We start from the raw sequence: 24,816 nt of genomic DNA on the forward strand, positions 1-24,816 counted from the left end.
TCGGTGTGGCCCGCGCTTAGGGTTCGGGCATGGGTATTCGACTGAATGTGATCGGGATCGTGGTGGCGGACATGGGGGCTTCGCTGGAGTTCTATCGGCGGCTCGGGGTGGAGTTCGCGGATGGGGCCGAGGACGCACCGCATGTCGACGCCGACTTGGGTGGGGGCGTCAAACTGATGCTCGATACCGAGGACACGGTTCGGTCGTTCCGGCCGGACTGGGTGGCTGGGCCGGGGGCTGGGCGGATCGGGCTGGCGTGTGACTGTGGGTCGCCGGGTGGGGTGGATGCGAAGTTCGAGGAGCTGGTGGGGGCGGGGTATCGGGGGGAGTTGAAGCCGTTCGATGCGTTCTGGGGGCAGAGATATGCGACTGTGCTCGATCCGGATGGGCATGGGGTGGATCTCTACGCCGCGTTGGGCTGAGGGACGACGAGCCAAAGACTCGAAGACAAGAGAGATCAAAAGACAAAAGACGCCTGGAGAAGGAAGAGAGGTGGCCGAGCTTGCGAGGACCCTCACCTACCAGCCCCCTCACGGCTCGGCCGCGCAGCATCCCGGAGCAAAAGGGGTGAGAGGTTGGGGTTCGGGCTCGAGAAGGTGATGCGTGCGGTCCGTGGGCTGGGATCGGCGGGAAGCGGCTCCCAGCCCGGCGTCAGCCCCAGTCCGGCAGGGCAGGCGGCGCAACCCACACTGCCTGTAGCAGTGCGCACGCCAGCAGCAGACGAGCCGGGATTCACGCTGCCCGTGAGCGCCACATTCGGCAACTGGAATCGACGGCAGCGGCAATCGCCTGCCCCACATGATGACGATCGTTGACACGTGGCGTGCCGGTGGGATCCAGACTCTTCGGCGCAATCCACCCCGTCCGGCCGGGGAACGGCGAATCTTTACCCATCACAACGGTTTTCCAACCATCGGGCCCATCGTTGACCAGCGCGTGGCAGTGGTCGCACGCCAACGTCAGGTTGGTGATGTCGGTGGGTCCGCCCTTGGCCCAATCATTGATGTGGTGGGCGGCGCACATGTTGGCGGGTTGTTCACAACCCGGGCGAGTACACCCCTTGTCCCGGGCCAGGAGCGCCAACGTTGGGCACGGTTGGCGGTGCGGCGCGAACGCCGCAGGTAGAGCGGCATCCCGTCACCGTCGAGGACCACGATCACCGGGCGGGTTCCCTCGGCCATCTTCAGGGCCTCGTTGATCGAGATCTGGGTGCCCGACGCGGTGGTCGCAACCCCGGTCCCGTTCTCCAGGTCGGTCAGGCTCATGGTCAGCACGACCTCGACCGGCAGCCCGCGGTGCATGCCCAGGGTCCGCATGTTCACACCCGGCTGCACCAACGCCAGCAACGCGTCGTGAGTCCGCTGCCCCGCGTCACGACGATCCCGACGCGCGGCGGCATCGAGGATGCTGTCGGCGATGAACCCACCCGTGGCCGAAGGGCTTTCCGGGTCTTCGACATTGCACATGCCGGGGCGGGCGAGCTTGGCGAACACCGCATCCAGGCAGGCACGCAGTTCCGGGGTGATCCAGCCCTCGATGCGCGTCATACCGTCCACGCCGGGGCGGCACAGGGTGATCCCGCGACGGCGACGACGGTCCGCGTCGGAGACGACCTTCCCATCGGGGTCGAGGCGGGCGAGGATGTCGCGCCCGATCTTCAACAGATCATCCGGCCACCCATGACGCGAGTAGTCGACGAGGATCTGTTCAGCCTCGGCCCGTGCCTCGGCAGGGACGTCGACGGGCAGGTGGTTCATCACGTCCATGATGTGACGCACGTGATCCCGCGAGATCTCCCCCGCAGCAAACGCTTCAGCGGCCACAGGCAGCACCGGCGGCGCGACATGGCCCGTCTGCTGCACGAACTCCCCACAGTGGTGAGTGATCTTCACCCGCACCGACGCGTCATACCGCGACAAACCGAGGGTGTGGCGCAGGAACGGCACCATCTTCCCCGCCCCGCTACGCGAGTGCAGCGACCGCTCCCCCGCTTCGATGATCAGGCGGGTATCCAGAGAGGCCAGCTGGCGCTTGCAGGTTTCAATCTTCTGCATCAACGTCACAATGTCTTCATCGGAAAACGCCGACATCTTCCCGTTCTGCATAGATTCCGAAAGGGTCGAGACCGCGGCCGCCAGTTCGGCGATACCGCAGTCATCGAGTGTCACCCCCATCGAATTCATGCATCAATTCTATCGTCAATTCACCGCACACACCCTCGAATTACGAAGTGATATAACAGTATTCAGAATGACGGCGGTTCCAAATTCAATCCCAGCAACTTCATCGGCGACATGCCCGAGAACTCTCGGACATCCCGTGTCAAATGTGCCTGATCCGCATATCCAGAAGCGACCGCTACGTCCGCAAGCCCCATTCCGCCGCGCGCCAATGCCAATGCACGCTGCATCCTCAGGACCCTCCCCAGAGTCTTGGGCCCATATCCGAACGCCGCAAGCGATATTCGATGCAGCCTGCGCGGTCCCGTCTCCAGCTCATCGGCGATGGCCGCGACCGAGCTGCCCGATCTCAGCGACGCCACAAGGAATCGCACCACGGGATCGACGGCATCAGTTCGGCCCGCACGCCAGCGAGCGATCGCTTCCAACCCGGCGACCGGACTCGATGCTCGTGCGATCAACTCCGAAGCGGTGCGCAGATCGGCGGGCGACCATAGATCGGCGAGATCAGCCCTGGCGTCCCGGAGTTCGTGCGCGGGCACACCGAGCAGTGCCGGCGCCGTTCCCGGGTAGAAGCGGATACCCGCGATCCGGTCCGCGAAGCCGGGCTCCGGACGGTAGGCCCGGGTGTCCGGGCCCGCCACCGATAATCGTCCATCGACCCACAGCAGATCCATGCAGCCATCCGGCAGCACCGGCGAGTCGGTGGTTGAGATGCCGTCGCGACACCAGATCACCGCGTCGCCGACGCTCGACGGTCGCTCCCGATAGCCTTGTGGGGCACGGACAGTCGTCACGACGCACGCACCCGATCGCGCGTTGACCTCGAAATGTGCTGAAAATCAGCAATATTCGGCACCTCGTGCACTGTTGCATGAAATGCCTTCTTGCACTGCGTGCAATATTGCACGTTATGCAGTCGCCGGGTCGGCGCTGTCGGAGACTTCGACGACGTGCTCATCCTGCCCCGGCTTCCACACCGTCACTTCCATGCGCCCGTCGACGATCTCCACCGACGAGGCCCCGGTCAGTTCCACCGCGTAGAACGGCTCGAACGTGCGGCCGCGCAGGTCGAATCCGCTCTCGGCGAAGAGGTCTTCGGCCCAACGGCGCTGCAGCTCGGGATCCTGCACATCACGCACGCTGCCGAAGATCTTCACGTCGCCGTCGCTGACCTGGGTGTCGACGGTCGCCGTGTGCAGGCAGAAGCGCGGGTCGCGGGCCAGGTCGGCGAACTTGGTGGTGCCCGGCATGCCCACCAGCCAGAGATCACCCTCGAAGATGCGCGGTTCCAGGGGGCTGATGCGCGGTGAGCCGTCTTTGCGCAGGGTGGCGAGCATGCAGAGGTTGCCGGTGGCGGCGTGACGACGGGTGAAGATTCCCGAGATGCGAGGTGCGGCCGCTGCGAACTCGTTCCAAGACGTCATGACCGCGACCGTACGCCGAGGGTCCGACATGTCCGGCCACCGAAACCCGGTTCCCTCTGTTTGAATGGCCCGATGTCGTACTCCCGCCGCCTCGCCGTCCTCCTCGCGGCGCTCATCGGCTGCGCAGTGCCCGCCCCCGCCCATGCCGTGGTCGGCGGCACCCAGGCCGATGCCGCCGACCATCCCTGGCTGGCCGCGGTCGGCAGCCCACTGTTCATCCCGCGCGCCTCGGGTCAGTTCTGCGGCGGCGCGCTCATCGCACCGGACCGGGTGCTCACGAATGCGCACTGCGTGCAATTCGCACAACTGCTGCCGCAAGCGCTCACCGTCACCTTCGACCGCAGCGATCTGACCTCACGTGACGGAACTACCGTGAGCGTCACGGATATCCGCTTGCACCCCGACTTTCGCACCGACACCGTCGACGGCGTCGACGTCTATCACCATGACCTCGCGATCCTGACGCTCGCGCACCCGCAGTCCCGCCCGACCATCCCGATCGCCGCACCCGACGGTGGCACCGGCATCGTGCTCGGTTGGGGCGCTACCAGCGACGGCGACATCTCCAACACCGTTTTGCGGCAGGCCACCGTCCCGATGGTGTCCGACGCCGAGTGCGCCGCCGCCTACCCCGGCGCCTTCGACGCCGCCGACATGGTGTGCGCCGGCTCGACCGACGCCGACACCGGCGAGTTCGACAGTGGCGGACCGCTGCTCATCGCCGGGAAACTGGTCGCGATCACGTCCTGGGCACGCGGAACCGCGCTGCCCGGGTACCCGGGCGTCTACGCGCGGATACCCGCGGCATTCTGAGTTTCCGCCCTCGACACCGGCTACCGGCCGCGAAGCCGAGCACCGACACCGCACCTCCGCCGGGGCTGCGCGTTCCACGACAAGGAGATCCATGAACGGCGTGCACCCACGCTCCCGCACCGGCGAAATCGACTGGACCGCGTTGGAACACGCGTACGGTGACGCGAGCGACGTGCCCGGCTGGATCGAGGGGCTGGAGGATTCGGCGACGGTCGAGCAGTCGTTGCACGAGTTGTGGGGCGCGGTATTGCACCAGGGCACCCTGTACGACTCCACCGCGCCGGCGATGACACAGATCGCCGCTGCCCTCGGCGCGCGGCGCACCGCGGACGCGGAGAGCACCGCGTGGCTGCTGCTGATGTTCGCCGACGCGGTCAACGACTACGAGCAGGTCGACAACGACGCCGAGACCGCCGCCCTGGTCCGGTCCGCCCGGGCCGCGCTGACCGGGATCGCCGCGCTGGTGGGGCCACTGATCTGCGACGACGGCCCCGAGGCCGCGGCCGCGGCATTGCTGCAATCCGCCGCACTCCCGGCCGATTCCGGCAAGTCCGCAGTCGATTCCACGGTTCTCGACACCCTCGTGGCCCGGGCGGCATCCCGACCGGCGGGTCAGGTCGAGCAGGCATGCGTCGCCGCGCTGACCACGCTCGGGGCCGACGCGACTTCGGCGCTCGCGGACCGGGATCCCGGTCTGGTCATGGCGGGCACGCTCGCGCGGGTCGCGTCCCGGCGCGATGAGCCTTCCGATCTCGACGCACTGATCGCAGGGTGGGAGCTGGCCGTCGAGGTCGCACCTAACATCGCTTTCGGCGTCGACAATCTCCCGGAGTGGCTGAGCGCGGTCAACCCGGACGCCGCGGCTCATGTCCTCGCGGCCTTGCCGGTGCCGGACGAGACGACGATCGCCGGACTCGTCGATGTCGTGCTCGGATCCCGCAGCAATGCGCCGGCGGCGGTCCGCCGATTGCTGGCCATCGCGGCCCTGCCCGAGTCCGGGCCCGAGACGATGATCGCCGCACTGCGCCAATGCCCGCCGATGCCCGAGGTCCGCGACGCGCTCGTCACGCTGGCCGCGCAGGTCACCTCCGGCGGCACCGCCACCCTCGGGTCGAGCAGCTTCGAGACCGATGCTCGCGTGGATGCCGCCTTCGCACTACTGCGGGCCGGGGATGGGCGGTGGTCACGCCCGCTGACCGATGCCCTGCTCACCAACCCGGCCGCGCGCGGCCTCATGGTCGCCACGTCGGCATCGGCGCGATCCGCACTCGGCTACGCGCTCGTGCGCGCGCAGGCACCGGCCGGCACCCTGCTCACCGTCGCAATCCTGCACGCACTGCGGCAAACACCGCCCGCCGATCCGTCCCGCGACGGCGCGGGTCAGCTCATCGCGCTCCTCGGCTCCTGGCCCGCCGCGGCCACAGCCGACGCGATCTCGGCGGTCCGGGAGCTGCTGGCGTCCGCACCGAAGCAGGCGGCCGACGCGCTCGCGGGCTGGAACGACACGGCGAGCATCGGCCACGTCCGGGAAGCCGCGCGCGGCGGCGACGCGACAGTGTTGCTGGCGCTCGCGCGATTGACCAAGGACCCGAACGACTTCCACCGCGTCCTCGACGCCGACCTGCGGTACACCGAATCAGAGGTGATCGCGCACTGGGACGATCGCTCCGACCCGCGCTTCCTCGACTGGTGCCGCGGCCTCGTCGGCACTGAGCCCGCGACCAGCATCCCCGAGCGAGGCAACCAGCTGGCCGCGCTGCGTGTTCTCGCCGACAGTGACGCTCGCGAGGCCGCACACGGCTGGCCCATCCTGCGCGGCATCATCGACGCCGGGACCGAGCCGATCGAGGACGCCGTCCGCCTCGCGCTCGATTGGCGTGCCGGGCAACTCCTTCCGCCCGAGGCGGTGGCCGACTCGAGCGCACTGCTGGCCGACCTCGTGATCACCGACCGCAAGAACTACAACGGCCCGCTCATCAAGGCCGGCGTCATCGCGGCCATCGCTCTGCTCGACTCGGAACTGCCGCTGCCGGGAACTCCGGCCCGCATCGCGAAGATCGTGGCGCGAGCGGTGACCGACAGGTGGGCGCGCGACCTCGGGCTCCGACTCACCGAACGACTCACGAGCGCACCGGCGGCGGTCCGCGGCGCGGTGGTGAAGAAGCTCCGCCCCCTGGTCGAGCGCGACGAGCGCTTCGACTCCACCGACGACATCGCTGTCGAGGACGAGTGGGCCCTCACCCGCCTCCGCCCGATCCTGCACGCTGTCGAATCCGCTTGAGACGCCGCATAACTGGGCAACCGTCCGACAGGCCGCGCTGAATCGCTCGACAACGCCGCGGACCCGTTTACATTGGGGACCTCGATCGCGACGAAACGACGATTTCACGAGGCAGGTCCGAGATAGCAGCGAGAGCGGAAGAATCGGCGACCCCGGCGAACGCACGTCGCCGGTGGCGAGTCGTCCTGGGAGTGGCGGTCATCGCCGTCGGCACCGTGGTGGCGATCGTGGCCGGAGCGCTCGCGGCGGGCGTGGCGGCCTACGCGGTGGACACCCCGGCGCTGTTCCTCGGCATCGGTCTCGTTGTGGCGGTAAGCGTGTGCTTCCTGATCAGCCACTGGGGCTTCCGTGTGGCAGGGGTGCGCCGCGCGGCCGCGGCCGCGGCCGGATCGAGCGTGGTGGTCGGCGCGGCGATCGTCGCGCTGGCGGCTGCGACGATTCTCCACCCCTTCCCGCCGCAGCCGAACGCCGAAGCGCCCGCGGCTGTCCGATATTGGGAACTCCCCACCGGGTCGCGGATCGCCTATGTCCATGTGCCGGCCGCCGATCTCCCATCCCGGAAGCCGCCGGTGATCTTCCTCCACGGCGGGCCGGGAACCCCGGGAGAAGGAATACCGATCGGCGGGGCCGAACTCGCGGCCCGCGGATACGACGTCTACGCGTACGACCAAGTGGGCGGCGGCCGGTCGACGCGACTCGGTGACGTCACCGAATACACCGTGCGGCGTCAGGTCGACGACCTCGAAGCGATCCGGCGCCGGCTCGGCGCCGACCAGCTCATCCTCATCGGACGATCCTGGGGCGGATCGCTGACGGCGCAGTACATCGCGGCTCACCCTGACCATGTCGCGAAGGCGGTCTTCGTCGCGCCCGGCGCGATCTGGCCGGAGGCCTTCCCCGACGGCGTCGGCGAGCCGTGGAATGCGATGAGTCCAGCCCAGCAGGCCCGCTACGACGAACTGATGAGCAACCCGCGCATCCTCGCCCTGTCCTTGCTGATGGGCGTGAACCCCCAGGCCGCGCACGCGTTGGTCCCCGACGCCGAGGCCGACTCGTGGATGCATGAGGTCGCGCTCACCGGGCGCGACGGGGCGTCGTGCTCACGCGAGGTCACCACGCCGCCACACGACAACCTGCAGGGCTTCTACGTGAATCAGCGAACCACAGCCGATTTCGCCACCATCCCCGATCCCCGGCCCGCCTTGCGGAACGCACGCGTTCCCGCGCTGGTCATGGCCGCGCAGTGTGACTTCCTCCGCTGGCCCGTCTCCCGTGAATACCGTGACATCCTCCCCCTCTCGACCCTCGTCGATGTTCAGGGTGCGGGCCACGCGGTCTCGACCGATCAGCCCGAACTGTTCACCCGACTGCTCGAGACCTTTCTCGACGATCAGCCGCTGCCGCTGCCCGCCTACACCTCGATGGACCCGCCGCCCGGACGCTGGACCCGCTGAATCTCAAGCCCTCGACGCCGATTGGTCGAAGGTGAAGACACCGGCGGGGTCGTAGTGTTTCGCGATCCCGCGCAGCCGGGACGCATTGTCGCCGTAATAGGCGGTCGCCCAGTTGGATAGGCCGGGATCGATGTAATTGACGAAGGCCGTATTGCCGGTCAACGCACCGAGACCATCCCGCACGTCGTTCACCGCCGTCCGCGCCTCCGGGGTGGTCGCACCTACGTAAATCTGTGCCGTCGCCAACGCGCCGCGATAGGGAAATGCCGTGTCCTTCGAACCGATTCGCGCCGGTGCGCCGGACATGCTGTCGAGCAAGACATCCATTCCGCTGCGCCCGGTCAGCAATGCGGTCAATCGGCTCGGGTCCGCCAGTGGTTTCGTCAGCACTCGCGAGGATGCCGTGAACGACTCCCGCCCGAGCGCTCCCCCGCCATTCCAGTCCGGCCGGCACTGCTCGACCGAGTAATTCGCGCAGCCGCCGAAATACATCATCGCCGAGAGGTAATCCTTGGACAGCGAATACCGGTTGGACGGTTGCGTCCTCGTGGCCGCGACCAGTTTGTCGAGCAGGGCATTCATAGTGCTCTCCGGCCCGACATAACATCCGTTGATCCGGCACGTCGGCGGGCTCCCGGCGGAAATGCCGAGGGTGGACCAGAATTCGTCGGGCGCGGAGGCCGTGAACGTCTGCCAGGCTCCGAGGACCTCCGTCAGCGATCCGGCCGGGAACCGGACCTGGAAGACCGCCAGTTGCGGCGCCGCGACGGTCTTGAAGGTAAAGGAGGTGACGATGCCGAAGTTGCCACCGCCGCCACCGCGCAGCGCCCAGAACAGGTCGGGTTCGGAGGTCGCCGAGGCCGTGCGGACGGTTCCGTCGGCGGTGACCACCTGCGCCGAAATCAGGTTGTCGCAGGTCAATCCGTACTTGCCGGTCAAGACGCCGAGGCCGCCGCCCAGGGTCAGACCCGCGATGCCCACCGTCGGGCACGAGCCCGCGGGCAGGCAGCGACCGGCCTTCGCCAGCGCCGAATACACGTCCATCAGCCGGGCGCCCGCACCGATGACCGCGGTGCCGTCCGGCTTCACCTCCACACCGCTCATGGATCCCAGGTCGACGACCAGGCCATTGTCAGGCGTCGAGTACCCGCCATAGCTGTGGCCACCGCTGCGTGCGGCCACCGGGATCCTCGCGCTCGCCGCGGCGTTCACACACGCCTGCACATCGGATGCGTTGGTCACCTGAGCGACCGCCGCCGGACGTCGACTGTCGAACACCGGATTGAAGGCCAATTTGGCTGTCCCGTAACCGGAATCGGAAGGCAGGTTCAGCGTCCCGGTCAGACGCTGGCGGAGCCCTTCCCAGTCCACCTGCCCAGCAGGTGTTTCCGCACGCGGCAGACCGTCCGGCCCGCAGCCGGTCACCGAACTCAATCCGGCCAGCCCGACGCCGAGCGCGGTCGCCCGCAACAGGTTTCGACGATCGATCGCCATGACGGCGCACCTCCCCCGAGGTCACGCCCGATTGCCCGGGCGCGATAACGAACCACTCAACGGTTCGTTATCGCGCCCCGAGACCGATGCGTTTACGCCAGCATGCCGTCGGCGAGCCGTGCCCAATCGGAGAGAACCTGTTTGCGTCGCAGTCGATCTCGACCGACCATCTCGTCCAGGGTCGCACCGCGCACCAAATTGATGGTGAGCCAGAACGCGGCTTCCAGTCGCTCCCGCGGGACGTCCACGAAGCGGCCGCAGGCGTCGAGCAGTTCGGCGGTCAGGTCGTGCTGCACACGCAGCATGTTGCGGCGCAGTTCCTTGTCATTGGCGATGCCGACATACAGCTCCACCGCCGCCTTGCCCAGTTTGCCCGCGAAGGGTGCGGTCACCAGCTCGACGAGCACCTCCCCCGGCGACGACGCCCCCGGCAGCGTCCGCTCCCGCCGCCGCAGCGCCTCGCCCTGGCGCTGCGTCAGGTGCTCGATGGTCTGGGCGAACAATTCCTGCCGAGTGTGGAAGTGGTGCAGCTGCGCGCCCCGGGTCACCCCGGCCCGCGCGGTGATATCCGCGATGGAGGCGCTCGCGTACCCGACCTCGGCCAGGCTGTCGATGGCGGCGTCGAGCAGCAGGGCTCGGGTGCGGAGGCTCTTCTCCTGGTGCTTGTTCGGGGGTAGACCGGATACCACCTGGTCAGTCTAGCCGCCTTACGAAATTGCGTGCTGCCTTGCACGCAATTGGGTGTCAGTCGTACTGTAACCTCATGCCCGTCGATCGTTTGCTGCCCACGTCCGAAGCCCGCGACCTCATCGAGCTCACCCGCGATATCGCGGACAAGGTGCTCGAGCCGATCGCGGCCGAGTACGAGAAGCAGGAGCGCTATCCGGACGAGGCGTTCCGGGCGCTCGGCGCGGCGGGGCTGCTGAGCCTGCCGTATCCGGAGGAGTTCGGCGGGGGCGGCCAGCCCTACGAGGTGTACCTCCAGGTGCTCGAAGAACTGGGCGCACGGTGGGCGGCGGTCGCGGTGGCGGTCAGTGTGCACAGCCTGTCGTGCCACCCGCTGTTCGCCTACGGCACCGACGAGCAGAAGCAGCGCTGGCTGCCGGACATGCTGTCGGGCAATCTCATCGGCGCGTACAGCCTCTCCGAGTCGCATGCCGGTTCCGATGCCGCGGCGCTGCGCTGCCGGGCCGTCGAGGCCGAGGGCGGCTACCGGATCACCGGCACCAAGGCGTGGATCACCAACGGCGGCAAGGCCGATTACTACACCCTGTTCGCCCGCACCGGCGAGGGCTCGCGCGGCATCTCCTGCTTCCTCGTGCCCGCCGGCACCGAGGGCCTGACCTTCGGCAAGCCCGAGGAGAAGATGGGGCTGCGCGCGGTCCCCACCACCAGCGCCGCCTACGACGACGCGTTCGTGCCCACCGAGCGCCTCCTCGGCGCACCGGGCCAGGGTCTCCCGATCGCGTTCAGTGCCTTGGACTCCGGCCGCCTGGGCATCGCCGCCGTCGCCACCGGCATCGCGCAGCGCGCCCTCGACGACGCCGTCGCCTACGCCAAGCAGCGCGAAGCGTTCGGCCGCGCCATCATCGACCACCAGGGCCTGGGCTTCGTCCTCGCCGACATGGCCGCCGCCGTCGACTCCGCCCGCGCCACCTATCTCGACGCCGCCCGCCGCCGCGACGCCGGACTCCCCTACTCCCGCCAGGCCAGCGTCGCCAAACTCGTCGCCACCGACGCCGCCATGAAGGTCACCACCGACGCCGTCCAGGTCCTCGGCGGCTACGGCTACACCCAGGACTTCCCCGTCGAGCGCTACATGCGCGAAGCCAAGATCACCCAGATCTTCGAGGGCACCAACCAGATCCAGCGGCTGGTTATCGCGCGGTCGCTGGCCGGCGACTGAGCGGCGGCCGAACGGCGGGGTTCAGCCGTCCCGCGTGGGCACGCGGGACGGCGGTGGAATACGGTCAGCAGCTGCCGAATTGGCACCACAACGGCGACTGCTGGTAGCTACCGCGGTTCTGGCCCCCAGTAGAGCGCAGTGTGCGCGGATTCGTGACCGTGGCACAGGATCCGGGGCCGCCGGTCACAGCCCACGGAAGATCGATGCTCGGTCCGGCCTCAGTCGGATCCCGGCGCCGGGCGAAAAGAAGGGCCTCACCGGGGCGAATGCCGCGGTGAGGCCCTCGTTTTCACTGCTACGCCGTGGTCTCGCGCCGGGGCAGCTTCCAGCCCGGACGCGGGAAGTGGCAGGTGTAGCCGTTCGGGTAGCGGACCAGGTAGTCCTGGTGCTCCGGCTCGGCGTCCCAGAACGCGCTCGCCGGGGTCACCTCGGTGACCACCTTGCCCGGCCACAGGCCCGAGGCGTCCACATCGGCGATGGTGTCCTCGGCGACCCGCTTCTGCTCGTCATCCAGGTAGAAGATGGCGGAGCGGTAGCTCGAGCCGATGTCGTTGCCCTGCCGATCCTTGGTGCTCGGATCGTGGATCTGGAAGAAGAACTCCAGCAGCGCACGGTAATCGGTCTGGGCCGGGTCGTAGACGATCTCCACGGCCTCCGCGTGCCCGGGATGATTGCGATACGTGGGGTTGTCGTTGCGGCCGCCGGTGTATCCGACCCGGGTGTCGATGACACCGGGCTGACGCCGGATCAGATCCTGCATGCCCCAGAAACAGCCACCGGCCAGAATCGCCTTGCGTGTGTCGCTCACGCTTCCTCCTTCGTGAACAGCGTCTTGTACTGTCCATAGCCTTCGGATTCCAGATCGTCGAGATGCACGAACCGCAGCGACGCCGAGTTGATGCAGTAGCGCAGCCCGCCCGCGTCGCGCGGGCCATCGGGGAACACATGGCCCAGATGGCTGTCACCGTGCACCGACCGCACCTCGGTGCGCACCATGAAATGGCTGACGTCGCGCTTCTCGGCCACATTCGTCGCGTCGATCGGCTTGGTGAAACTCGGCCACCCCGATCCACTCTCGAACTTGTCCGTCGACGCGAACAACGGCTCCCCGGACACCACGTCCACGTAGATACCGGGCTCGTGATTGTCCCAGTACTCGCCGGTGAACGCCCGCTCGGTGCCGTTCTCCTGGGTGACGTGATACTGCTCGGGCGACAGCGCCGCCACCGCCGCCGGATTCCGGTTGTACTCCCGTGCCACATGACCTCCTTGGTAGGCCCCAGCTACAACCCACCCTGCCCGACGGAAAGTCCGTTCGCGAGCCCGCGTCATACTTCTGTCACCTTTACCCGCCGGGCATACTCACGATCGTGAGCGCAGCCAGGAACGACGCCGACGACGATCAGGTGCCCGCGTGGGCGCGGCGTACGGCCGGGGAATCGCGCTGGGCGGCCACCGCTGCCGTCGTCGGGATCCTGCTGGTGCAGTACCTCCTGCCGCCCGAATACTCGGCCGGGCCCAACTGGGTCGTGCCGATCGTCGGGTTCGCGCTGCTGCTCATCCTGGTGATCGCCAACCCGGTACGGCTCGACCGCGAGGACGAACGACTGCGGCGATTCAGCCTGCTGTTGATGGGGCTGCTCGGCTTCGGCATGGTGTGGTCGGTATCCCACCTGGTGAAATCGCTGATCAACGGTACCGCCGCGAACAACGCCGCCGGACTGCTCGGCTCGGGCGCCGCGGTCTGGCTGTCCAACGTGCTGGTGTTCGCGCTCTGGTACTGGGATTTCGACCGGGGCGGTCCCGCGGCGCGAGCCCACGCCCGCAAGCCGTATCCGGATTTCCTGTGGGTCCAGATGCAGAATCCGGAACTCGCCGATCCCGAGTGGGAGCCGCAATTTCCGGATTATCTGTATCTGTCGTTCACCAACGCGACCGCCTTCAGCCCCACCGACGTGATGCCCATGACCCGCTGGGCCAAGCTTCTCATGATGGTGCAGTCCGCGGTCTCCCTCGTCACCGTGAGCCTGGTCGTCGCCCGCGCGGTGAACGTCCTGCACTGACAGGCGAATCGTTCAGCGGTTGAAGAACATGTCGGCCACCAGCATAACCACCGCGATCGCGACGAACGCGGCGGCGAACATGATGGACTGGCCGATGGTGCCGACGATGCCGGCGGCCAGGAACAGGGTCAGCACGGGTGCCCAGACGAACATGTCCGGCGGCCCGAAGGTGCGCTGCGGCTTGCGGGCGGCGGTGCCGCCCGAGGCGGGCTGACGGCGTTGCGGAGTTCCGCGTCCGGGTGTAGTCACCTGGGCGAGACTACAATTCGGCGGCCGCCGGTGCCACCGCGGGCCTGCGGGGCGGCAGGGCGCAGCAGCCGACCACGCACGGCGCGCCGTCGACGGTGCAGCCCAGGCCGGTGATGTCGCTCAGACGCGCCGGGGCGGCGGCGGTCAGGTACTCCTGTACCAGATCGGCGACCATGCGCGCGAAACGCGGGTCAGGGCCGGGGGTGGCGGCGCGGGCGAAGGCCATACCCAGTTCGGTGGCCCGCTCTTTCGCCTCGTTGTCCAGGTCCCAGACGACCTCGAGGTGGTCGGAGACGAAACCCACCGGGCACACCACGACGGAGTCCACACCCTGGTCGGCGAGCGCGTCGAGATGATCGACGATGTCGGGGTCCAGCCACGGCACCTGCGGCGGGCCCGAGCGCGACTGCCACACCAGATCGTAGGCGTCGAATCCGGTTGCCGCCGCGCACAATCGGGCCGCCTCGGCGACCTGACGGCTGTAGAGACGCTGTTCGTCGGGCGGACCGGAGGCGATATCGGCGGAGACCGGCACGGAATGCGCGGTGAAGACCAGGCGGGCCGAATCCCGCTTGTCCTGCGGCAATTCCGCGACCGCCGCACGAATCGCGTCCGCGAACGCCTCCACGAACAACGGATGATCGAAATATTGGCGCAACTTCACCAATTCGGGGGCATCGGCGACCGCGGCGCGGGCACGCGTGATGTCCTCCTGGTATTGCAGGCAGCCCGAATACCCTCCCCACGCGGACGTCGGGAACACCAGCGCCGATCGAACACCGTCGGCACGCATGCCCTCGACGGTCGCCTCGACCAGGGGATGCCAGTTGCGATTGCCGAAATACACCGGCAGATCGATACCGCGCGAGCCGAATTCGGCCTCGATCGCCTTGATGATGTCGAGGTTCAGCGCATTGATCGGGGACACCCCGCCGAAGTGCAGATAATGCTGCGCGACCTCGGCCAGGCGTTCCGGCGGCACGCCCCGGCCCCGAGTGACGTTCTCCAGGAACGGCATCACGTCCTCGGGGCGCTCGGGACCGCCGAAGGACAGCAGTAGCAGGGCGTCCACTTCACGAGCCGCGGGCTCCGCCTGCACTGCTCTCCTCCTCAGAAAATCGAACCGCTGACGATCAGTTGGAGCCGAAACCGGCTTCCGGGAACCAGGTGTTGTGGCTGGCGCCGCCATCGACGTAGATAATCGAACCGGTGGTGCCCGGCAGCCAATCCGACAGCAGGGCCACGACGGACTTGGCGACCACCGACGGGTCGTCGACGTTCCAGCCGATCGGCGACGCGCCGTCCCAGTACTCGTTGAGCATGTTCAGCTGCTTGGCGTCGTCGGTGGCGGTGCCCGCGATGGCCTTGGCCGCGAGGGTCTTGATCGGACCGGCCGCGATCAGGTTGGAGCGAACCTTCTTGGCGGTGCCGACTTCCCGCGCCACGTAGCGGTTCACCGACTCCAGCGCCGCCTTGGCGACACCCATCCAGTTGTAGTACGGCATCGCGGTGCGCGGATCGAAGTCCATGCCCACGATCGAGCCGCCCTCGTTCATGGCGGGGAGCACGGCGCGCGCCAGCGAGGCGTACGACCACGCCGAGATCTCGAACGCCTTGGCCGCGTCCGGGCCGGGGGCGTCGAGGAAGTTCACCGCGTCCGGGCCCATCAGGGTCTTGGGCGCGAAGGCGATCGAGTGCAGCACGCCGTCGATGCCCTCCGGAGCCAGCTCACGCAGCTTCTCCGGCAGCTCGGCCAGGTTCTCCTCGCTGGTGACGTCCAGACCGATGGCCGGGGGCACCTCCTGCGGCAGGCGCTTGGCGATGCGGTCGATGAGGCGCAGCCGCTCCGGGATGCCGGTGATGATCACCTTCGCGCCCTGCTCCTGCGCGACCGCGGCCGCGTGGAAGGCGATGGAGGAGTCGGTGATGATGCCGGTGATGAGTACGGTCTTGCCTGCGAGCAATCCAGCCATGGGGTGGTGGGTTCTCCTCGTTAGAAATGCTGGGGGTGAGGGTTCGGGTCGGGCCTGAGCGGAAGGCTCAGTGGCCCATGCCCATTCCGCCGTCGACGGGGATGATCGCGCCGGAGACGTAGCGAGAATCCTCGGAGGCCAGGAAGCTGACGACCGCGGCGACGTCCTCGGCCTGGCCGAGACGCTGCAGCGGAATGAACTTCTTGGCGGTCTCCTTCAGGTCCTCGGGCAGCTCGGCGGTCATATCGGTCTCGATGAAGCCGGGAGCGACCACATTGGCGGTGATGTTGCGCGAACCCAGCTCGCGGGTCACCGAGCGGGCCAGGCCGATGACACCGGCCTTGGAGGAGGCGTAGTTGATCTGACCGGGGCCACCGCCCAGACCGACCACCGAGCCCAGGAAGATCATGCGGCCCCAGCGGGCGCGCAGCATGGCCCGGTTGGCGCGCTTGGCACAACGGAAGGCGCCGGTCAGGTTGGCGTCGATGACCCGGGTGAACTGCTCCTCGGTCATACGCATCAGCAGGGTGTCATCGGTGATGCCTGCGTTCGCGACCAGCACCTCGACCGGACCCTGGTGCGCCTCCACCTCGGAGAACGCCCGATCGACCGATTCGCTATCGGTCACATCGCATTTCACGCCGAAGAGACCCTCGGGAACGCCGGACCCGCGGTGGGTGACGGCGACCTTGTGTCCGTCGGCGAGCAGGCGCTGGGCGACCGCGAGCCCGATGCCGCGATTACCGCCGGTCACCAGGACCGACCGGGATGTGATGTTCGACATAGACGCAAACCTATCTGTTCGTGTTCGGGACTCGGCGCGCGGTACCGATTTACGGCAGACGCTGACGATAGAGCAACGCGGCCACCAACCCGGCGGCAGTCACCACCAAACCCAGCAGCAACCACGGGCGGCTGGCGTCGGCGACGGTCGTCTCGAAGCCGATCTGCTCTTCCAAGTGCGCGTAGACGTTCTTGAGTTCTTCCAGCGTGGAGGCGGTGAAGAACTCGCCGCCGGACAGTTTCGCGATCTCGCGCAGCGAATCGTCGTCCACCGGGACACGGACCCGCTGGGAGCCCTTGCCGTCCTGGTCGGGGATCTCCACGGTGCCCCACGTGGTGCCGAACGAAATCGTCGACACCGGAATGCCTTTCTCCTTCGCCAGACGCGCGGCGGTGAAGCCGTGGCGGGGATTCTCGACATCCTTGTCGTCCGGGACGGTCTGCTTACCGTCGGACATGAGCACCACCTGGGCCGGCGGCGGCTTCTCCGCACCCGGCAGCACCGAGGCCAGAGTGTCGATGGACTGCAACGCGGTCAGGATGCCCTCACCGGTCGCGGTGCGCTCGGCCAGCTTCATGGTGTCGATGGCGGCCTTGACCGCCTCCCGATTCGTGGTCGGCGACACCTGCACCGACGCGGTACCCGCGAAGGTGACCAGACCCAGGTTGATGCCCGGGGTCAGATTGTCCGCGAATTCCTTGGCGGCCTTCTTGGCCACCTGGATCCGGCTGGGCGGCACGTCGGTGGCCTCCATCGACAGCGACACGTCGATCACCAGGATCACCGTGGCGCGGTTGCGGGGCACCTTCTTCGCCGCGGTCGGACCGGCCGCGGCGAAGGTGAGGAACATGAGGCCGACCAGGGTCACCGCGACGGGAATGTGCCGCCACGGCTTGGGCTGGCGGGGCGCCACCTTCTCCAGCATCTCCATATTGGAGAAGCGCAGCATCTGTTTGCGACGCCGCTGCTGCATCAGGATGTAGATCAGCGCCGCCAGCGCGATCACGGCCAGGAAGGCCAGCCAATACTGGTAGGCGAAATGCGAAAGGCTGAAGGTCAGCTCGCCGATAGTCACTGGCGCGGCACCCGTCCGGCGTTCGGGGCGCCAAAGGTGTGGCGCCGGGTGGACACGAATCGAACCACGTCCGCGATCCAGTCGCCGTCGGTGCGCAGGGTCATCACCGGCGCACCACAACTGCGCAACGCCTGCTCGACCTGATCCCGATGGCCTTGCGCGGCGCGCGCGAAATCGGCGCGGAGCGTGGGGGTCACACTGAATTCCCGGGTCCGTCCGGTCTCCGGGTCGTGCAGGACCACATCGCCCAGATCCGGAAGCTCCAGATCGCGCGGGTCCAGCACCTCGACACCGAGCAGGTCGTGGCGGCCGGAGATGGCGCGCAGCGACCGCTGCCAGTCGATATCGCCCAGGAAGTCGGAAATGACCACGGCCAGACCGCGTTTGCGCTGCGGTCTGCGCAGCGCCTCGATCGCGTCGCGCAGGTCACCGCGGACACCGTCCGGGGCGTGCGGGGTGGTTGCGATCTTGCGCAGCAACGACTGCTCGTGCACCCGGCCACTGCGGGCCGGAATGCGGATCAGCTCATTGCCATTGGTCACCACCGCACCGATCCGGTTGCCACCGCCGCTGGTCAGATGCGTGACCGCGGCCGCCGCGGCGACCACCAGATCCCGCTTCTCGCACAGCGCGGTACCGAAATCGAGGCTGGCCGACAGGTCGACCACCAGCCAGGTCTCCAGCTCACGGTCAGCGATCATCTGCCGCACGTGCGGGTGGGTGGTGCGGGCGGTGACCGACCAATCCATCTGCCGCACATCGTCGCCCGGCTGATACATGCGGGCATCGCCGGGCTCGGAGCCGGGACCCGGGATCAGGCCCAGGTGGTCACCGTGCAGGACGCCGTCGAGGCGCCGGCGCACGGTGAGTTCGAGCGTCCGCAGCGCCGCCGACAACCGCGGGTCGGTGAGCTGACCCTGCCGGAACGAGGGCGGGGCGTGCGGGGAGTCGCTGGGAGTTGAGATCGTCACGGGCGCAGTCGATTCCGTGGCCACCTACTTCGGCTGCGGCTGACCGGGGACGCCGGGCATCTGACCGTTCGGAGGCTGCGGGATGCCCTGCTGCGGCGGCTGCGGAATGCCCTGCGCGGGCACACCCGGCTGCTGCGGAATGCCGGGCTGCGGCACGGCGGCGGGCATCGGGGCGGGCGCGCCGGCCGGGGCGTTGGCCTGGGCGGCGACCTGCGGCAGGCCGACGGTCTGCAGCACGCGCTTGATCACGTCGTCCGGGCTGACCTCGTCGGCCAGCGCGTCGTAGGACAGCACCAGGCGGTGACGCAGCACGTCCGGAATCACCTCGACCACGTCCTGCGGCACCACGTAGTCGCGGCCGCGGATCAGGGCCACCGCGCGGGCGGCGGCGATGATGCCCAGCGAGGCTCGCGGGGACGCGCCGTAGGAGATCCAGCCGGCGACATCCTGCATACCGAAGTCGGCGGGCTTGCGGGTCGCGGCGATCACCCGGACGACATAGTCGACCAAGGCGTGGTGCACGAAGGTGTTGGCGGCGACGTTCTGCAGCCGCACCAGCTCGGCCGGGTCGAGGACCCGCTTGGGCTCCGGCGGGGTGACACCCATCCGGTAGATGATCTCGCGCTCCTCCTCGACCGAGGGGTAGTCGACGACGACCTTGAACAGGAAGCGGTCGCGCTGCGCCTCGGGCAGCGGGTACACGCCCTCGGACTCGATCGGGTTCTGAGTCGCCATGACCAGGAACGGATTCGGCATCGGGTAGGTCTTGCCGCCGATGGACACGTGCCGCTCGGCCATCACCTCGAGCAGCGCGGACTGCACCTTGGCGGGCGCGCGGTTGATCTCGTCGGCGAGCACGAAGTTGGCGACCACCGGGCCCAGCTCGGTGTCGAACTCCTCGCGGCCCTGCCGGTAGATGCGGGTACCGACGAGGTCGGTGGGCACCAGGTCCGGGGTGAACTGCACGCGCGAGAAGCTGCCGCCCACCACGGTCGCGAAGGTCTCCACGGCCAGGGTCTTGGCGATACCCGGCACACCTTCGAGCAGCACGTGCCCCTTGGCGAGAACACCGACCAACAGCCGCTCGACCAGCCGATCCTGACCGACGATCACACGTTTGACTTCGTAGATCGCCTTTTCCAGGGTCTGGACATCGCGCTCGAGGGTGCTCGGAGCCGAAGGTGCGTCCTTCACCGTGCTTACCCCGCTCACACCGTCAGTCGAAGTCACCAACATCCCCGCTTTCGCCTTGGTCCTGTGCGTTCCGCCCCAACTATTCCAGGTATCTCGCGCGATTGCCGCACCCGCCCGCGATCGGGGCGCGAATTTCGGCCGCGAAATCCGGGATTCGGCTATTTCCTGGCCGTGGTCGAGCGCTCCAGCACCAGCTCCACGGCCTCGGCGACCGCCGTGTGACCGGCCGTCAGTTCCAGGATCACCCGGTTCAGCGCCGGGCGGTGCAGGGCCACGTCGATGAAGGCGGCCACGTCGTCGCGGCGCACATCGCCGTATTCGATCGCGAGTCCGGCTGCGACCAGGCCGGTTCCGGGCTCGTCGCGCAGCGTGCCGGGGCGGACGATCAGCCAGTCCAGATCGGTGCCGACCAGATAGGCGTCGGCGGTCTTCTTCACCCGCATGTAGTGCTCGAAACCGGGGCTGGTCTCGTGGTCGCGGCCCGCGTCGGGAAATACCGAGACCAGGATGAAGCGGGCCACTCCGGCGAAGCGGGCGGCGTCGGCGGCCTTCTCCAGGCCGCGGCCGTCGATGAGGCTGGTCTGGTCCACGCCGGTGCCGTGTGCGCCCGCGGAGAAGACGATGGCGTCGTGGCCGTGGAACTTGGCGGCCAGCTCGTCGACCGAATCGGCGATCAGGTCGCCGTGCAGCGGGGTCGCGCCGGTCGCGGCGATGATCTCGGCCTGCGCGGGGCCGCGGTGCATGCCGGTGACCTCGTCACCGCGAGCGGTGAGCAGGGTCGCCAGGCGGCGGCCGATACCGCCGGCCGCGCCGATCTGGAACACCTTCACGATGACTCCTCTCGTAGGCGGTACCGGTCCAGCTTCCCACCCCCGCCGCGGTGATGGCACGCAGGCATTTCCGGCCGGTGTCGAGAAAGTTTCCGGACCCTGGATCGCTGGGACGGAAGTGCGCCTATTCTTGCGAATGTCTCTGCCGCCGACCGTTTCTCCGCCGGTAGCGTTATCCGTATCGGTCGACGGTGTCCGGTGATACGGGATGTGGTGTGCAGTGTGGGATTTCGAAGTTTCGCCCGGGCAGTCCATCGGCGAAACAGTGTTGCAGGAACTGCGGGAGCGGGCCGCCGCGGAGGGAGTCGCGCTACGGGTGGGGGTGGTCGTCGAGCACAACGACTCGGTACTGATGCTCGAGCACGAGGAGCACGTCGAAGGGCGCAGTCCGCTGCACCTACCGGGCACCGTGGTGCGCCCGGGCGAGTCGCTGGCCAGCGCTGTGGTACGGGCCGTGCGCGAGGAGACCGGTCTGGCGGTCACGGATATCGTGCGCCACCTCGGCAGCTTCGACTACCTGTCCAGCGCCGGGAAACCGGTGCGCCGGGAGCATTTCGCCGCGGTGGTGGCCAGCGCCGGACCGGTGCGGGTGACCAACTACGCCGAATACCGGTGGGTGCCGCTGACCGGGGACCTGCCGGTCACCTCGTCGATCCGGCGCATCCTCACGACCTACCAGGAGTAGCCGGGTCCGCGCCGCGCCCGAGATAGGACAGGGCCTGCGCGGCAACATGATCACGCAGGCGTGCCACCGCGGGAGTCGGGCGGTGGCTGCCCGAGACCAGGCCGATGCTGCGGTCCCGCGCACCGGCCAGGCTCACGCGTGACAGGCCCGGGTGGGCGACCTCCGGGGCGGGCAACACCGCGATGCCGAGATTCTGGGCGACCAAGGCGCGCAGAGTCTCGAACTCGGTGATCTCGAAGCCGACACGCGGGGTGAATCCGGCCTGGGCGCACCAGGAGTCGACCAGGCGACGCAGGTGGTAGGTCGGCGGGTTCGCGATGAACGGCTCGTCGGCCAGTTCGGCGAGCTCGACCTCGGCGCGGGTTGCCAGCGGGTGGGCGTCGGCTACGTACAGATGCAGGCGCTGGTGGCCCAGGATGATCGCGGGCAGGTCGTCGGGGGCCGGGATGGTGACGGCCAGATCCAGGCGGCCGTCGCGGACCATGTCGGTCAGGGCGCTGCCGTGAGCCTGCACGAGGTGCAGACGGATACGGGGTGCGCCCGCGTGGAAGTCGGCCAGGAGTGACGGGATGCTGACCGGGCCGAGGGTGAACGGGAAACCGAAGCGGACCAGGCCGCTGTCGGGGTCGGCGTCGCTGCGGACCACGTCGACGGCATCGGTGAGGGCCTGAACCAGGCCGCGGGTGCGTTCGTGGAGTTCCTGGCCGGCGGCGGTGAGGGCGATACGGCGACCGACCGGTTGGAAGAGTTTCACGCCGACCGCCTGCTCGACCGCCTTCAATCGGCGGCTCACCGACGACTGCGGCACGCCCAGCCGCTGCGCCGCCCGGGTGACGTGCCCCTCCCCCGCGGCCGCATCGAACGCCGCGAGCAATGGGATCAGGGCCTCCACCTGGGACGTCGGCAATTCATCCATATTCGGATCATAACCTCGTGGAATGAACATTGGACGGATGGATGTGCACGGCGTGACGATGACGGAGTACCCGCCGATCAAGAGGTCACGCAGATGGACGATCACGCCACACCCACCGAAACCCCGACGGACACAGAGATTCTCGACGTCGTACTGATCGGCGGCGGCATCATGTCGGCCACCCTCGGCGCGATGATCGCGGCGCTGCAACCGGATTGGTCGATGGCCTTGCTGGAGCGGCTCGACCGGGTCGCGGCCGAGAGCTCGGATCCGTGGAACAACGCGGGCACCGGGCACTCGGGCCTGTGCGAACTCAACTACATGCCCGATCCGGGCGATGCGGGCAAGGCGGCCGAGATCGCGTCGATGTTCGCACTGTCGCGGCAGTTCTGGGCAGGACTGGCCGAGCGGGGCGCGCTGGCCGACACCGGATTCGTCACAGCGACACCGCATATGGATGTGGTGTTCGGCGAGCGGGATGTCGACTACCTGCGCCGGCGATTCGAGACCCTGCGTGCGCTGCCCGCGTTCGCGGCCATGGAGTACAGCGAGGATCCCGCCGTCATCGCGAACTGGGCTCCCCTGCTCATGGCGGGCCGGAAACCGGGGCAACCGGTGGCCGCCACCCGGTTCGAGGCGGGCACCGACGTCGATTTCGGAGCGCTGACCGGGTCGCTCGTGCGGGCCATGACCGACGCGGGCGCGCGGGTGCGCACCGGTCACGAGGTGAAGGGGCTGCGGCGCGACGCTGACGGGATCTGGACGGTGACGGGTCGGGATCGGAACGGTAAGCGGCGCTTCACCGTCCGTGCCCGTTTCGTGTTCGTGGGAGCGGGCGGCTACGCGCTGAAGCTGCTCCAGCGGGCCCGCATCCCCGAGGTGCGCGGCTACGGCGTCTTTCCGGTCGGCGCACAGTTCCTGCGGACCGACAACCCCGAGGTCGTGGCCCGGCACGAGGCGAAGGTCTACAGCCAGGCGCTGCTGGGCGCTCCCCCGATGTCGGTGCCGCACTTGGACAAGCGGAACGTCGGAGGCGAGTCCTCGCTACTGTTCGGCCCGTACGCGACGTTCAGTACGCGGCTGCTCAGGCACGGCAGGCTGATCGACCTGTTCGCCACGCTGCGGCTGACGAACATCGTGGTGCTGGTGGCGGCGGGACTGCAGAATCTGCCGCTGGTCCGCTATCTGATCGGCGAGTTGCTCGCGACCCGGCGGCGCAAGTTCGCTCAGCTGCAGCGCTTCTACCCGGAGGCCGATCCGGCCGACTGGTATCTCGTCCAGGCCGGACAGCGCGCGCAACTGGTGAAGCCCGACCTCGACCGGGTGGGTGTGCTGACCATGGGCACCGAACTGGTCACCGGCGCCGACGGCACGATCGCGGGCTTGCTGGGCGCGTCCCCCGGCGCGTCGACCGCGCCCGCGATCATGATCGAACTCCTGGAACGGTGCTTCCCGCAGCAGCGTTCGGGCTGGGAGGCGGGTCTGCGGCAGCTGGTGCCGGGCTACGCCGAGGGCTCGAACTCCCACAGCACGGGCCCCGACGCCGCGGCGGGGACCGGGAAATAGACGTGATGATCGGCCGGATCGACCACGACGACGTGCGCGCCGTCGGCCAGGTGCTCGGCTCCCATGGGCGCCGGGTGCCCGGTGCGGGTGTCGAACGCGCTCACCCAGCCGCTCTCGGCGGCCACGTAGATGCGCTGCGCGCCGGGATCGTAGGCGAGTACGTCGGGGGTCCGGCCGACGCTGTTCCGGTCGGTGACAGCGTGTTTCGCCAGATCGACCGTGGCCAGCGCGGCATTGTCCTCGCAGCCGACGTACATCCGCTGCCGGGCCGCGTCCAGCGCCTGACCGTGCGGTCCCGAGCAGCCGGGCGTCGGAATCCGGTCGATGACCGACAGCGCGCCGGGGTCGATGACCGCCAGATCGCCTCGGCCCTGCACCGCCACGATCATGCGGTCAGGTCCCGGGTCGTAGACGACATTGCCGACCTCGCCGCCCAGAGTGACCGTGCCGCGGCCATTTCCGGTGTCGGCGTCGACGACCGACTCGCTGCCCGCGCGCTCATTGGTGGTCCAGACCGCGTCGCGCACCGGATCGTAGGCCAACCCGTCCGGATACGTGCCGGTCGGCGCGGTGAACAGCACCGACCCGCTGTCCTCGTCCAGGGCGACGAGCTGATCACGCCCGGTCACGGTCGCGTACACCCGGTGTTTCTCCGGAACGACCAGCACACCGTGGACATCCGGAGTATCGGCGATCGTGCGCACCACGCGGTGCGCGCGGACGTCGACCTCGACGATCTCACCGGCTCCCATGTGTGCCAGGAACAGCAGTCCACGACCGGAATCCAAGGTCGCGTAATCGAATCGGGCGGAGCCGCCCGGCAGGGCCACCTGGGCGACCTTCCGCAGCGGCAGCGGGCCGCCGGTGGTGGCCGGGCCGGATGAGCAGCCCGCGACCAGTGCGATCGCGGTCAGCGCCCATCCGGTCCGTCTCGGCCACATCCGGCTCACCTCAC

Annotated in this window: 26 protein-coding genes; 8 read left to right on the forward strand and 18 right to left on the reverse strand. The window is 68.4% G+C overall.

The window, feature by feature from the left end:
• The first annotated feature begins 29 nt into the window (after window positions 1-29).
• Window positions 30-422, forward strand: a complete 393-nt coding sequence (locus ABZ412_RS06135) for a VOC family protein (RefSeq protein WP_357276924.1) — start codon at window positions 30-32, stop codon at window positions 420-422.
• 310 nt (window positions 423-732) lie between these two features.
• Here the strand turns inward: ABZ412_RS06135 and ABZ412_RS06140 are convergent, their stop codons facing one another.
• The 4 genes from ABZ412_RS06140 to ABZ412_RS06155 all read right to left on the reverse strand — a co-directional run bounded on the left by ABZ412_RS06140 (window position 733) and on the right by ABZ412_RS06155 (window position 3,607).
• Window positions 733-1,023, reverse strand: coding sequence for an HNH endonuclease signature motif containing protein (locus ABZ412_RS06140; RefSeq protein ID WP_357276926.1), 291 nt, complete (start codon window positions 1,021-1,023; stop codon window positions 733-735).
• Window positions 960-2,183 carry a DUF222 domain-containing protein gene (locus ABZ412_RS06145; protein WP_357276928.1) on the reverse strand — a complete coding sequence of 408 codons (1,224 nt, stop codon included), beginning with the start codon at window positions 2,181-2,183 and terminating at the stop codon, window positions 960-962. The genes ABZ412_RS06140 and ABZ412_RS06145 overlap by 64 nt, the downstream gene beginning before the upstream one ends.
• 62 nt (window positions 2,184-2,245) lie before the next feature.
• Window positions 2,246-2,977, reverse strand: a complete 732-nt coding sequence (locus ABZ412_RS06150; RefSeq protein ID WP_357276930.1) for a helix-turn-helix transcriptional regulator — start codon at window positions 2,975-2,977, stop codon at window positions 2,246-2,248.
• Between the two features lie 114 nt (window positions 2,978-3,091).
• On the reverse strand, window positions 3,092-3,607 hold the full coding sequence (locus ABZ412_RS06155; protein ID WP_357276932.1) for a pyridoxamine 5'-phosphate oxidase family protein: 516 nt from the start codon (window positions 3,605-3,607) through the stop codon (window positions 3,092-3,094).
• Window positions 3,608-3,679: 72 nt separating this feature from the next.
• Here ABZ412_RS06155 and ABZ412_RS06160 point away from each other — a divergent pair, with 72 nt between their 5' ends.
• The 3 genes from ABZ412_RS06160 (at window position 3,680) to ABZ412_RS06170 (ending at window position 8,155) form a co-directional block, all read left to right on the forward strand.
• Window positions 3,680-4,420: a serine protease gene (locus ABZ412_RS06160; RefSeq protein WP_357276934.1), complete on the forward strand. Its 741-nt coding sequence runs from the start codon at window positions 3,680-3,682 to the stop codon at window positions 4,418-4,420.
• Between the two features lie 91 nt (window positions 4,421-4,511).
• Window positions 4,512-6,701 carry a hypothetical protein gene (locus ABZ412_RS06165; RefSeq protein ID WP_357276936.1) on the forward strand — a complete coding sequence of 730 codons (2,190 nt, stop codon included), beginning with the start codon at window positions 4,512-4,514 and terminating at the stop codon, window positions 6,699-6,701.
• Window positions 6,702-6,892: 191 nt separating this feature from the next.
• Window positions 6,893-8,155, forward strand: a complete 1,263-nt coding sequence (locus ABZ412_RS06170; RefSeq protein ID WP_357276938.1) for an alpha/beta hydrolase — start codon at window positions 6,893-6,895, stop codon at window positions 8,153-8,155.
• 3 nt (window positions 8,156-8,158) lie between these two features.
• Here ABZ412_RS06170 and ABZ412_RS06175 read toward each other — a convergent pair whose 3' ends face one another.
• Window positions 8,159-9,649 carry an FAD-dependent oxidoreductase gene (locus tag ABZ412_RS06175; protein WP_357276940.1) on the reverse strand — a complete coding sequence of 497 codons (1,491 nt, stop codon included), beginning with the start codon at window positions 9,647-9,649 and terminating at the stop codon, window positions 8,159-8,161.
• Between the two features lie 92 nt (window positions 9,650-9,741).
• Window positions 9,742-10,338, reverse strand: a complete 597-nt coding sequence (locus ABZ412_RS06180) for a TetR family transcriptional regulator (protein WP_357276942.1) — start codon at window positions 10,336-10,338, stop codon at window positions 9,742-9,744.
• A gap of 74 nt (window positions 10,339-10,412) precedes the next feature.
• Between ABZ412_RS06180 and ABZ412_RS06185 the strand changes: the two genes are divergently transcribed.
• Window positions 10,413-11,555: an acyl-CoA dehydrogenase family protein gene (locus tag ABZ412_RS06185; RefSeq protein ID WP_357276944.1), complete on the forward strand. Its 1,143-nt coding sequence runs from the start codon at window positions 10,413-10,415 to the stop codon at window positions 11,553-11,555.
• A gap of 295 nt (window positions 11,556-11,850) precedes the next feature.
• Here the strand turns inward: ABZ412_RS06185 and msrA are convergent, their stop codons facing one another.
• Both msrA and msrB read right to left on the reverse strand, forming a co-directional pair.
• The gene (gene msrA / locus ABZ412_RS06190; RefSeq protein WP_357276946.1) at window positions 11,851-12,363 is read right to left on the reverse strand and encodes a peptide-methionine (S)-S-oxide reductase MsrA; all 513 of its coding nucleotides are present in this window, start codon (window positions 12,361-12,363) and stop codon (window positions 11,851-11,853) included.
• Complete coding sequence (gene msrB, locus ABZ412_RS06195) at window positions 12,360-12,815, reverse strand: peptide-methionine (R)-S-oxide reductase MsrB (RefSeq protein ID WP_357276948.1); 456 nt, start codon at window positions 12,813-12,815, stop codon at window positions 12,360-12,362. The genes msrA and msrB overlap by 4 nt, the downstream gene beginning before the upstream one ends.
• A gap of 110 nt (window positions 12,816-12,925) precedes the next feature.
• On the opposite strand from msrB, the gene ABZ412_RS06200 reads away from it, so the two are divergent.
• Window positions 12,926-13,618 (forward strand): hypothetical protein, encoded by a 693-nt coding sequence (locus ABZ412_RS06200; RefSeq protein ID WP_357276949.1) that lies wholly within the window; start codon window positions 12,926-12,928, stop codon window positions 13,616-13,618.
• 12 nt (window positions 13,619-13,630) lie between these two features.
• On the opposite strand, the gene ABZ412_RS06205 is transcribed toward ABZ412_RS06200, so the two are convergent.
• From ABZ412_RS06205 to ABZ412_RS06240, 8 genes are all read right to left on the reverse strand, one after another.
• Complete coding sequence (locus tag ABZ412_RS06205) at window positions 13,631-13,867, reverse strand: hypothetical protein (RefSeq protein ID WP_357276951.1); 237 nt, start codon at window positions 13,865-13,867, stop codon at window positions 13,631-13,633.
• A gap of 10 nt (window positions 13,868-13,877) precedes the next feature.
• Window positions 13,878-14,966 carry a ferrochelatase gene (locus tag ABZ412_RS06210; RefSeq protein ID WP_357276953.1) on the reverse strand — a complete coding sequence of 363 codons (1,089 nt, stop codon included), beginning with the start codon at window positions 14,964-14,966 and terminating at the stop codon, window positions 13,878-13,880.
• 34 nt (window positions 14,967-15,000) lie between these two features.
• The gene (gene inhA / locus ABZ412_RS06215; protein ID WP_357276955.1) at window positions 15,001-15,840 is read right to left on the reverse strand and encodes an NADH-dependent enoyl-ACP reductase InhA; all 840 of its coding nucleotides are present in this window, start codon (window positions 15,838-15,840) and stop codon (window positions 15,001-15,003) included.
• 67 nt (window positions 15,841-15,907) lie between these two features.
• Window positions 15,908-16,624, reverse strand: a complete 717-nt coding sequence (gene fabG1 / locus ABZ412_RS06220; RefSeq protein WP_357276957.1) for a 3-oxoacyl-ACP reductase FabG1 — start codon at window positions 16,622-16,624, stop codon at window positions 15,908-15,910.
• Between the two features lie 49 nt (window positions 16,625-16,673).
• Entirely contained in the window at window positions 16,674-17,699 is a 1,026-nt protein-coding gene (locus ABZ412_RS06225) for a VWA domain-containing protein (RefSeq protein ID WP_357276959.1), read from the reverse strand.
• Window positions 17,696-18,664 carry a DUF58 domain-containing protein gene (locus ABZ412_RS06230; RefSeq protein ID WP_357277158.1) on the reverse strand — a complete coding sequence of 323 codons (969 nt, stop codon included), beginning with the start codon at window positions 18,662-18,664 and terminating at the stop codon, window positions 17,696-17,698. The genes ABZ412_RS06225 and ABZ412_RS06230 overlap by 4 nt, the downstream gene beginning before the upstream one ends.
• Window positions 18,665-18,694: 30 nt before the next feature.
• Entirely contained in the window at window positions 18,695-19,906 is a 1,212-nt protein-coding gene (locus tag ABZ412_RS06235; RefSeq protein WP_357082395.1) for a MoxR family ATPase, read from the reverse strand.
• A gap of 116 nt (window positions 19,907-20,022) precedes the next feature.
• Window positions 20,023-20,694 (reverse strand): NAD(P)H-binding protein, encoded by a 672-nt coding sequence (locus ABZ412_RS06240; RefSeq protein WP_357276961.1) that lies wholly within the window; start codon window positions 20,692-20,694, stop codon window positions 20,023-20,025.
• Window positions 20,695-20,914: 220 nt separating this feature from the next.
• Here ABZ412_RS06240 and ABZ412_RS06245 point away from each other — a divergent pair, with 220 nt between their 5' ends.
• Entirely contained in the window at window positions 20,915-21,379 is a 465-nt protein-coding gene (locus ABZ412_RS06245) for an NUDIX hydrolase (RefSeq protein WP_357276963.1), read from the forward strand.
• On the opposite strand, the gene ABZ412_RS06250 is transcribed toward ABZ412_RS06245, so the two are convergent.
• Window positions 21,360-22,295 carry a LysR family transcriptional regulator gene (locus ABZ412_RS06250; RefSeq protein WP_357276965.1) on the reverse strand — a complete coding sequence of 312 codons (936 nt, stop codon included), beginning with the start codon at window positions 22,293-22,295 and terminating at the stop codon, window positions 21,360-21,362. The genes ABZ412_RS06245 and ABZ412_RS06250 overlap by 20 nt on opposite strands.
• 93 nt (window positions 22,296-22,388) lie before the next feature.
• Between ABZ412_RS06250 and mqo the strand changes: the two genes are divergently transcribed.
• Window positions 22,389-23,861 carry a malate dehydrogenase (quinone) gene (gene mqo, locus ABZ412_RS06255; RefSeq protein WP_357276967.1) on the forward strand — a complete coding sequence of 491 codons (1,473 nt, stop codon included), beginning with the start codon at window positions 22,389-22,391 and terminating at the stop codon, window positions 23,859-23,861.
• On the opposite strand, the gene ABZ412_RS06260 is transcribed toward mqo, so the two are convergent.
• Window positions 23,798-24,802, reverse strand: a complete 1,005-nt coding sequence (locus ABZ412_RS06260) for a YncE family protein (protein WP_357276969.1) — start codon at window positions 24,800-24,802, stop codon at window positions 23,798-23,800. The genes mqo and ABZ412_RS06260 overlap by 64 nt on opposite strands.
• Window positions 24,803-24,816: the final 14 nt, after the last annotated feature.

This window comes from Nocardia sp. NPDC005746 (assembly GCF_040630785.1).
In the GTDB taxonomy this organism is placed as follows: Bacteria; Actinomycetota; Actinomycetes; order Mycobacteriales; family Mycobacteriaceae; genus Nocardia.

Coding starts and splice junctions, on each gene's coding strand:
- ABZ412_RS06135 (WP_357276924.1), top strand. CDS start 30: ATGGGTATTCGACTGAATGTGATCGGGATCGTGGTGGCGGACATGGGG.
- ABZ412_RS06140 (WP_357276926.1), bottom strand. CDS start 1,023: ATGTGCGCCGCCCACCACATCAATGATTGGGCCAAGGGCGGACCCACC.
- ABZ412_RS06145 (WP_357276928.1), bottom strand. CDS start 2,183: ATGAATTCGATGGGGGTGACACTCGATGACTGCGGTATCGCCGAACTG.
- ABZ412_RS06155 (WP_357276932.1), bottom strand. CDS start 3,607: ATGACGTCTTGGAACGAGTTCGCAGCGGCCGCACCTCGCATCTCGGGA.
- ABZ412_RS06160 (WP_357276934.1), top strand. CDS start 3,680: ATGTCGTACTCCCGCCGCCTCGCCGTCCTCCTCGCGGCGCTCATCGGC.
- ABZ412_RS06165 (WP_357276936.1), top strand. CDS start 4,512: ATGAACGGCGTGCACCCACGCTCCCGCACCGGCGAAATCGACTGGACC.
- ABZ412_RS06175 (WP_357276940.1), bottom strand. CDS start 9,649: ATGGCGATCGATCGTCGAAACCTGTTGCGGGCGACCGCGCTCGGCGTC.
- ABZ412_RS06185 (WP_357276944.1), top strand. CDS start 10,413: ATGCCCGTCGATCGTTTGCTGCCCACGTCCGAAGCCCGCGACCTCATC.
- inhA (WP_357276955.1), bottom strand. CDS start 15,840: ATGGCTGGATTGCTCGCAGGCAAGACCGTACTCATCACCGGCATCATC.
- fabG1 (WP_357276957.1), bottom strand. CDS start 16,624: ATGTCGAACATCACATCCCGGTCGGTCCTGGTGACCGGCGGTAATCGC.
- ABZ412_RS06235 (WP_357082395.1), bottom strand. CDS start 19,906: ATGTTGGTGACTTCGACTGACGGTGTGAGCGGGGTAAGCACGGTGAAG.
- ABZ412_RS06250 (WP_357276965.1), bottom strand. CDS start 22,295: ATGGATGAATTGCCGACGTCCCAGGTGGAGGCCCTGATCCCATTGCTC.
- mqo (WP_357276967.1), top strand. CDS start 22,389: ATGGACGATCACGCCACACCCACCGAAACCCCGACGGACACAGAGATT.
- ABZ412_RS06260 (WP_357276969.1), bottom strand. CDS start 24,802: ATGTGGCCGAGACGGACCGGATGGGCGCTGACCGCGATCGCACTGGTC.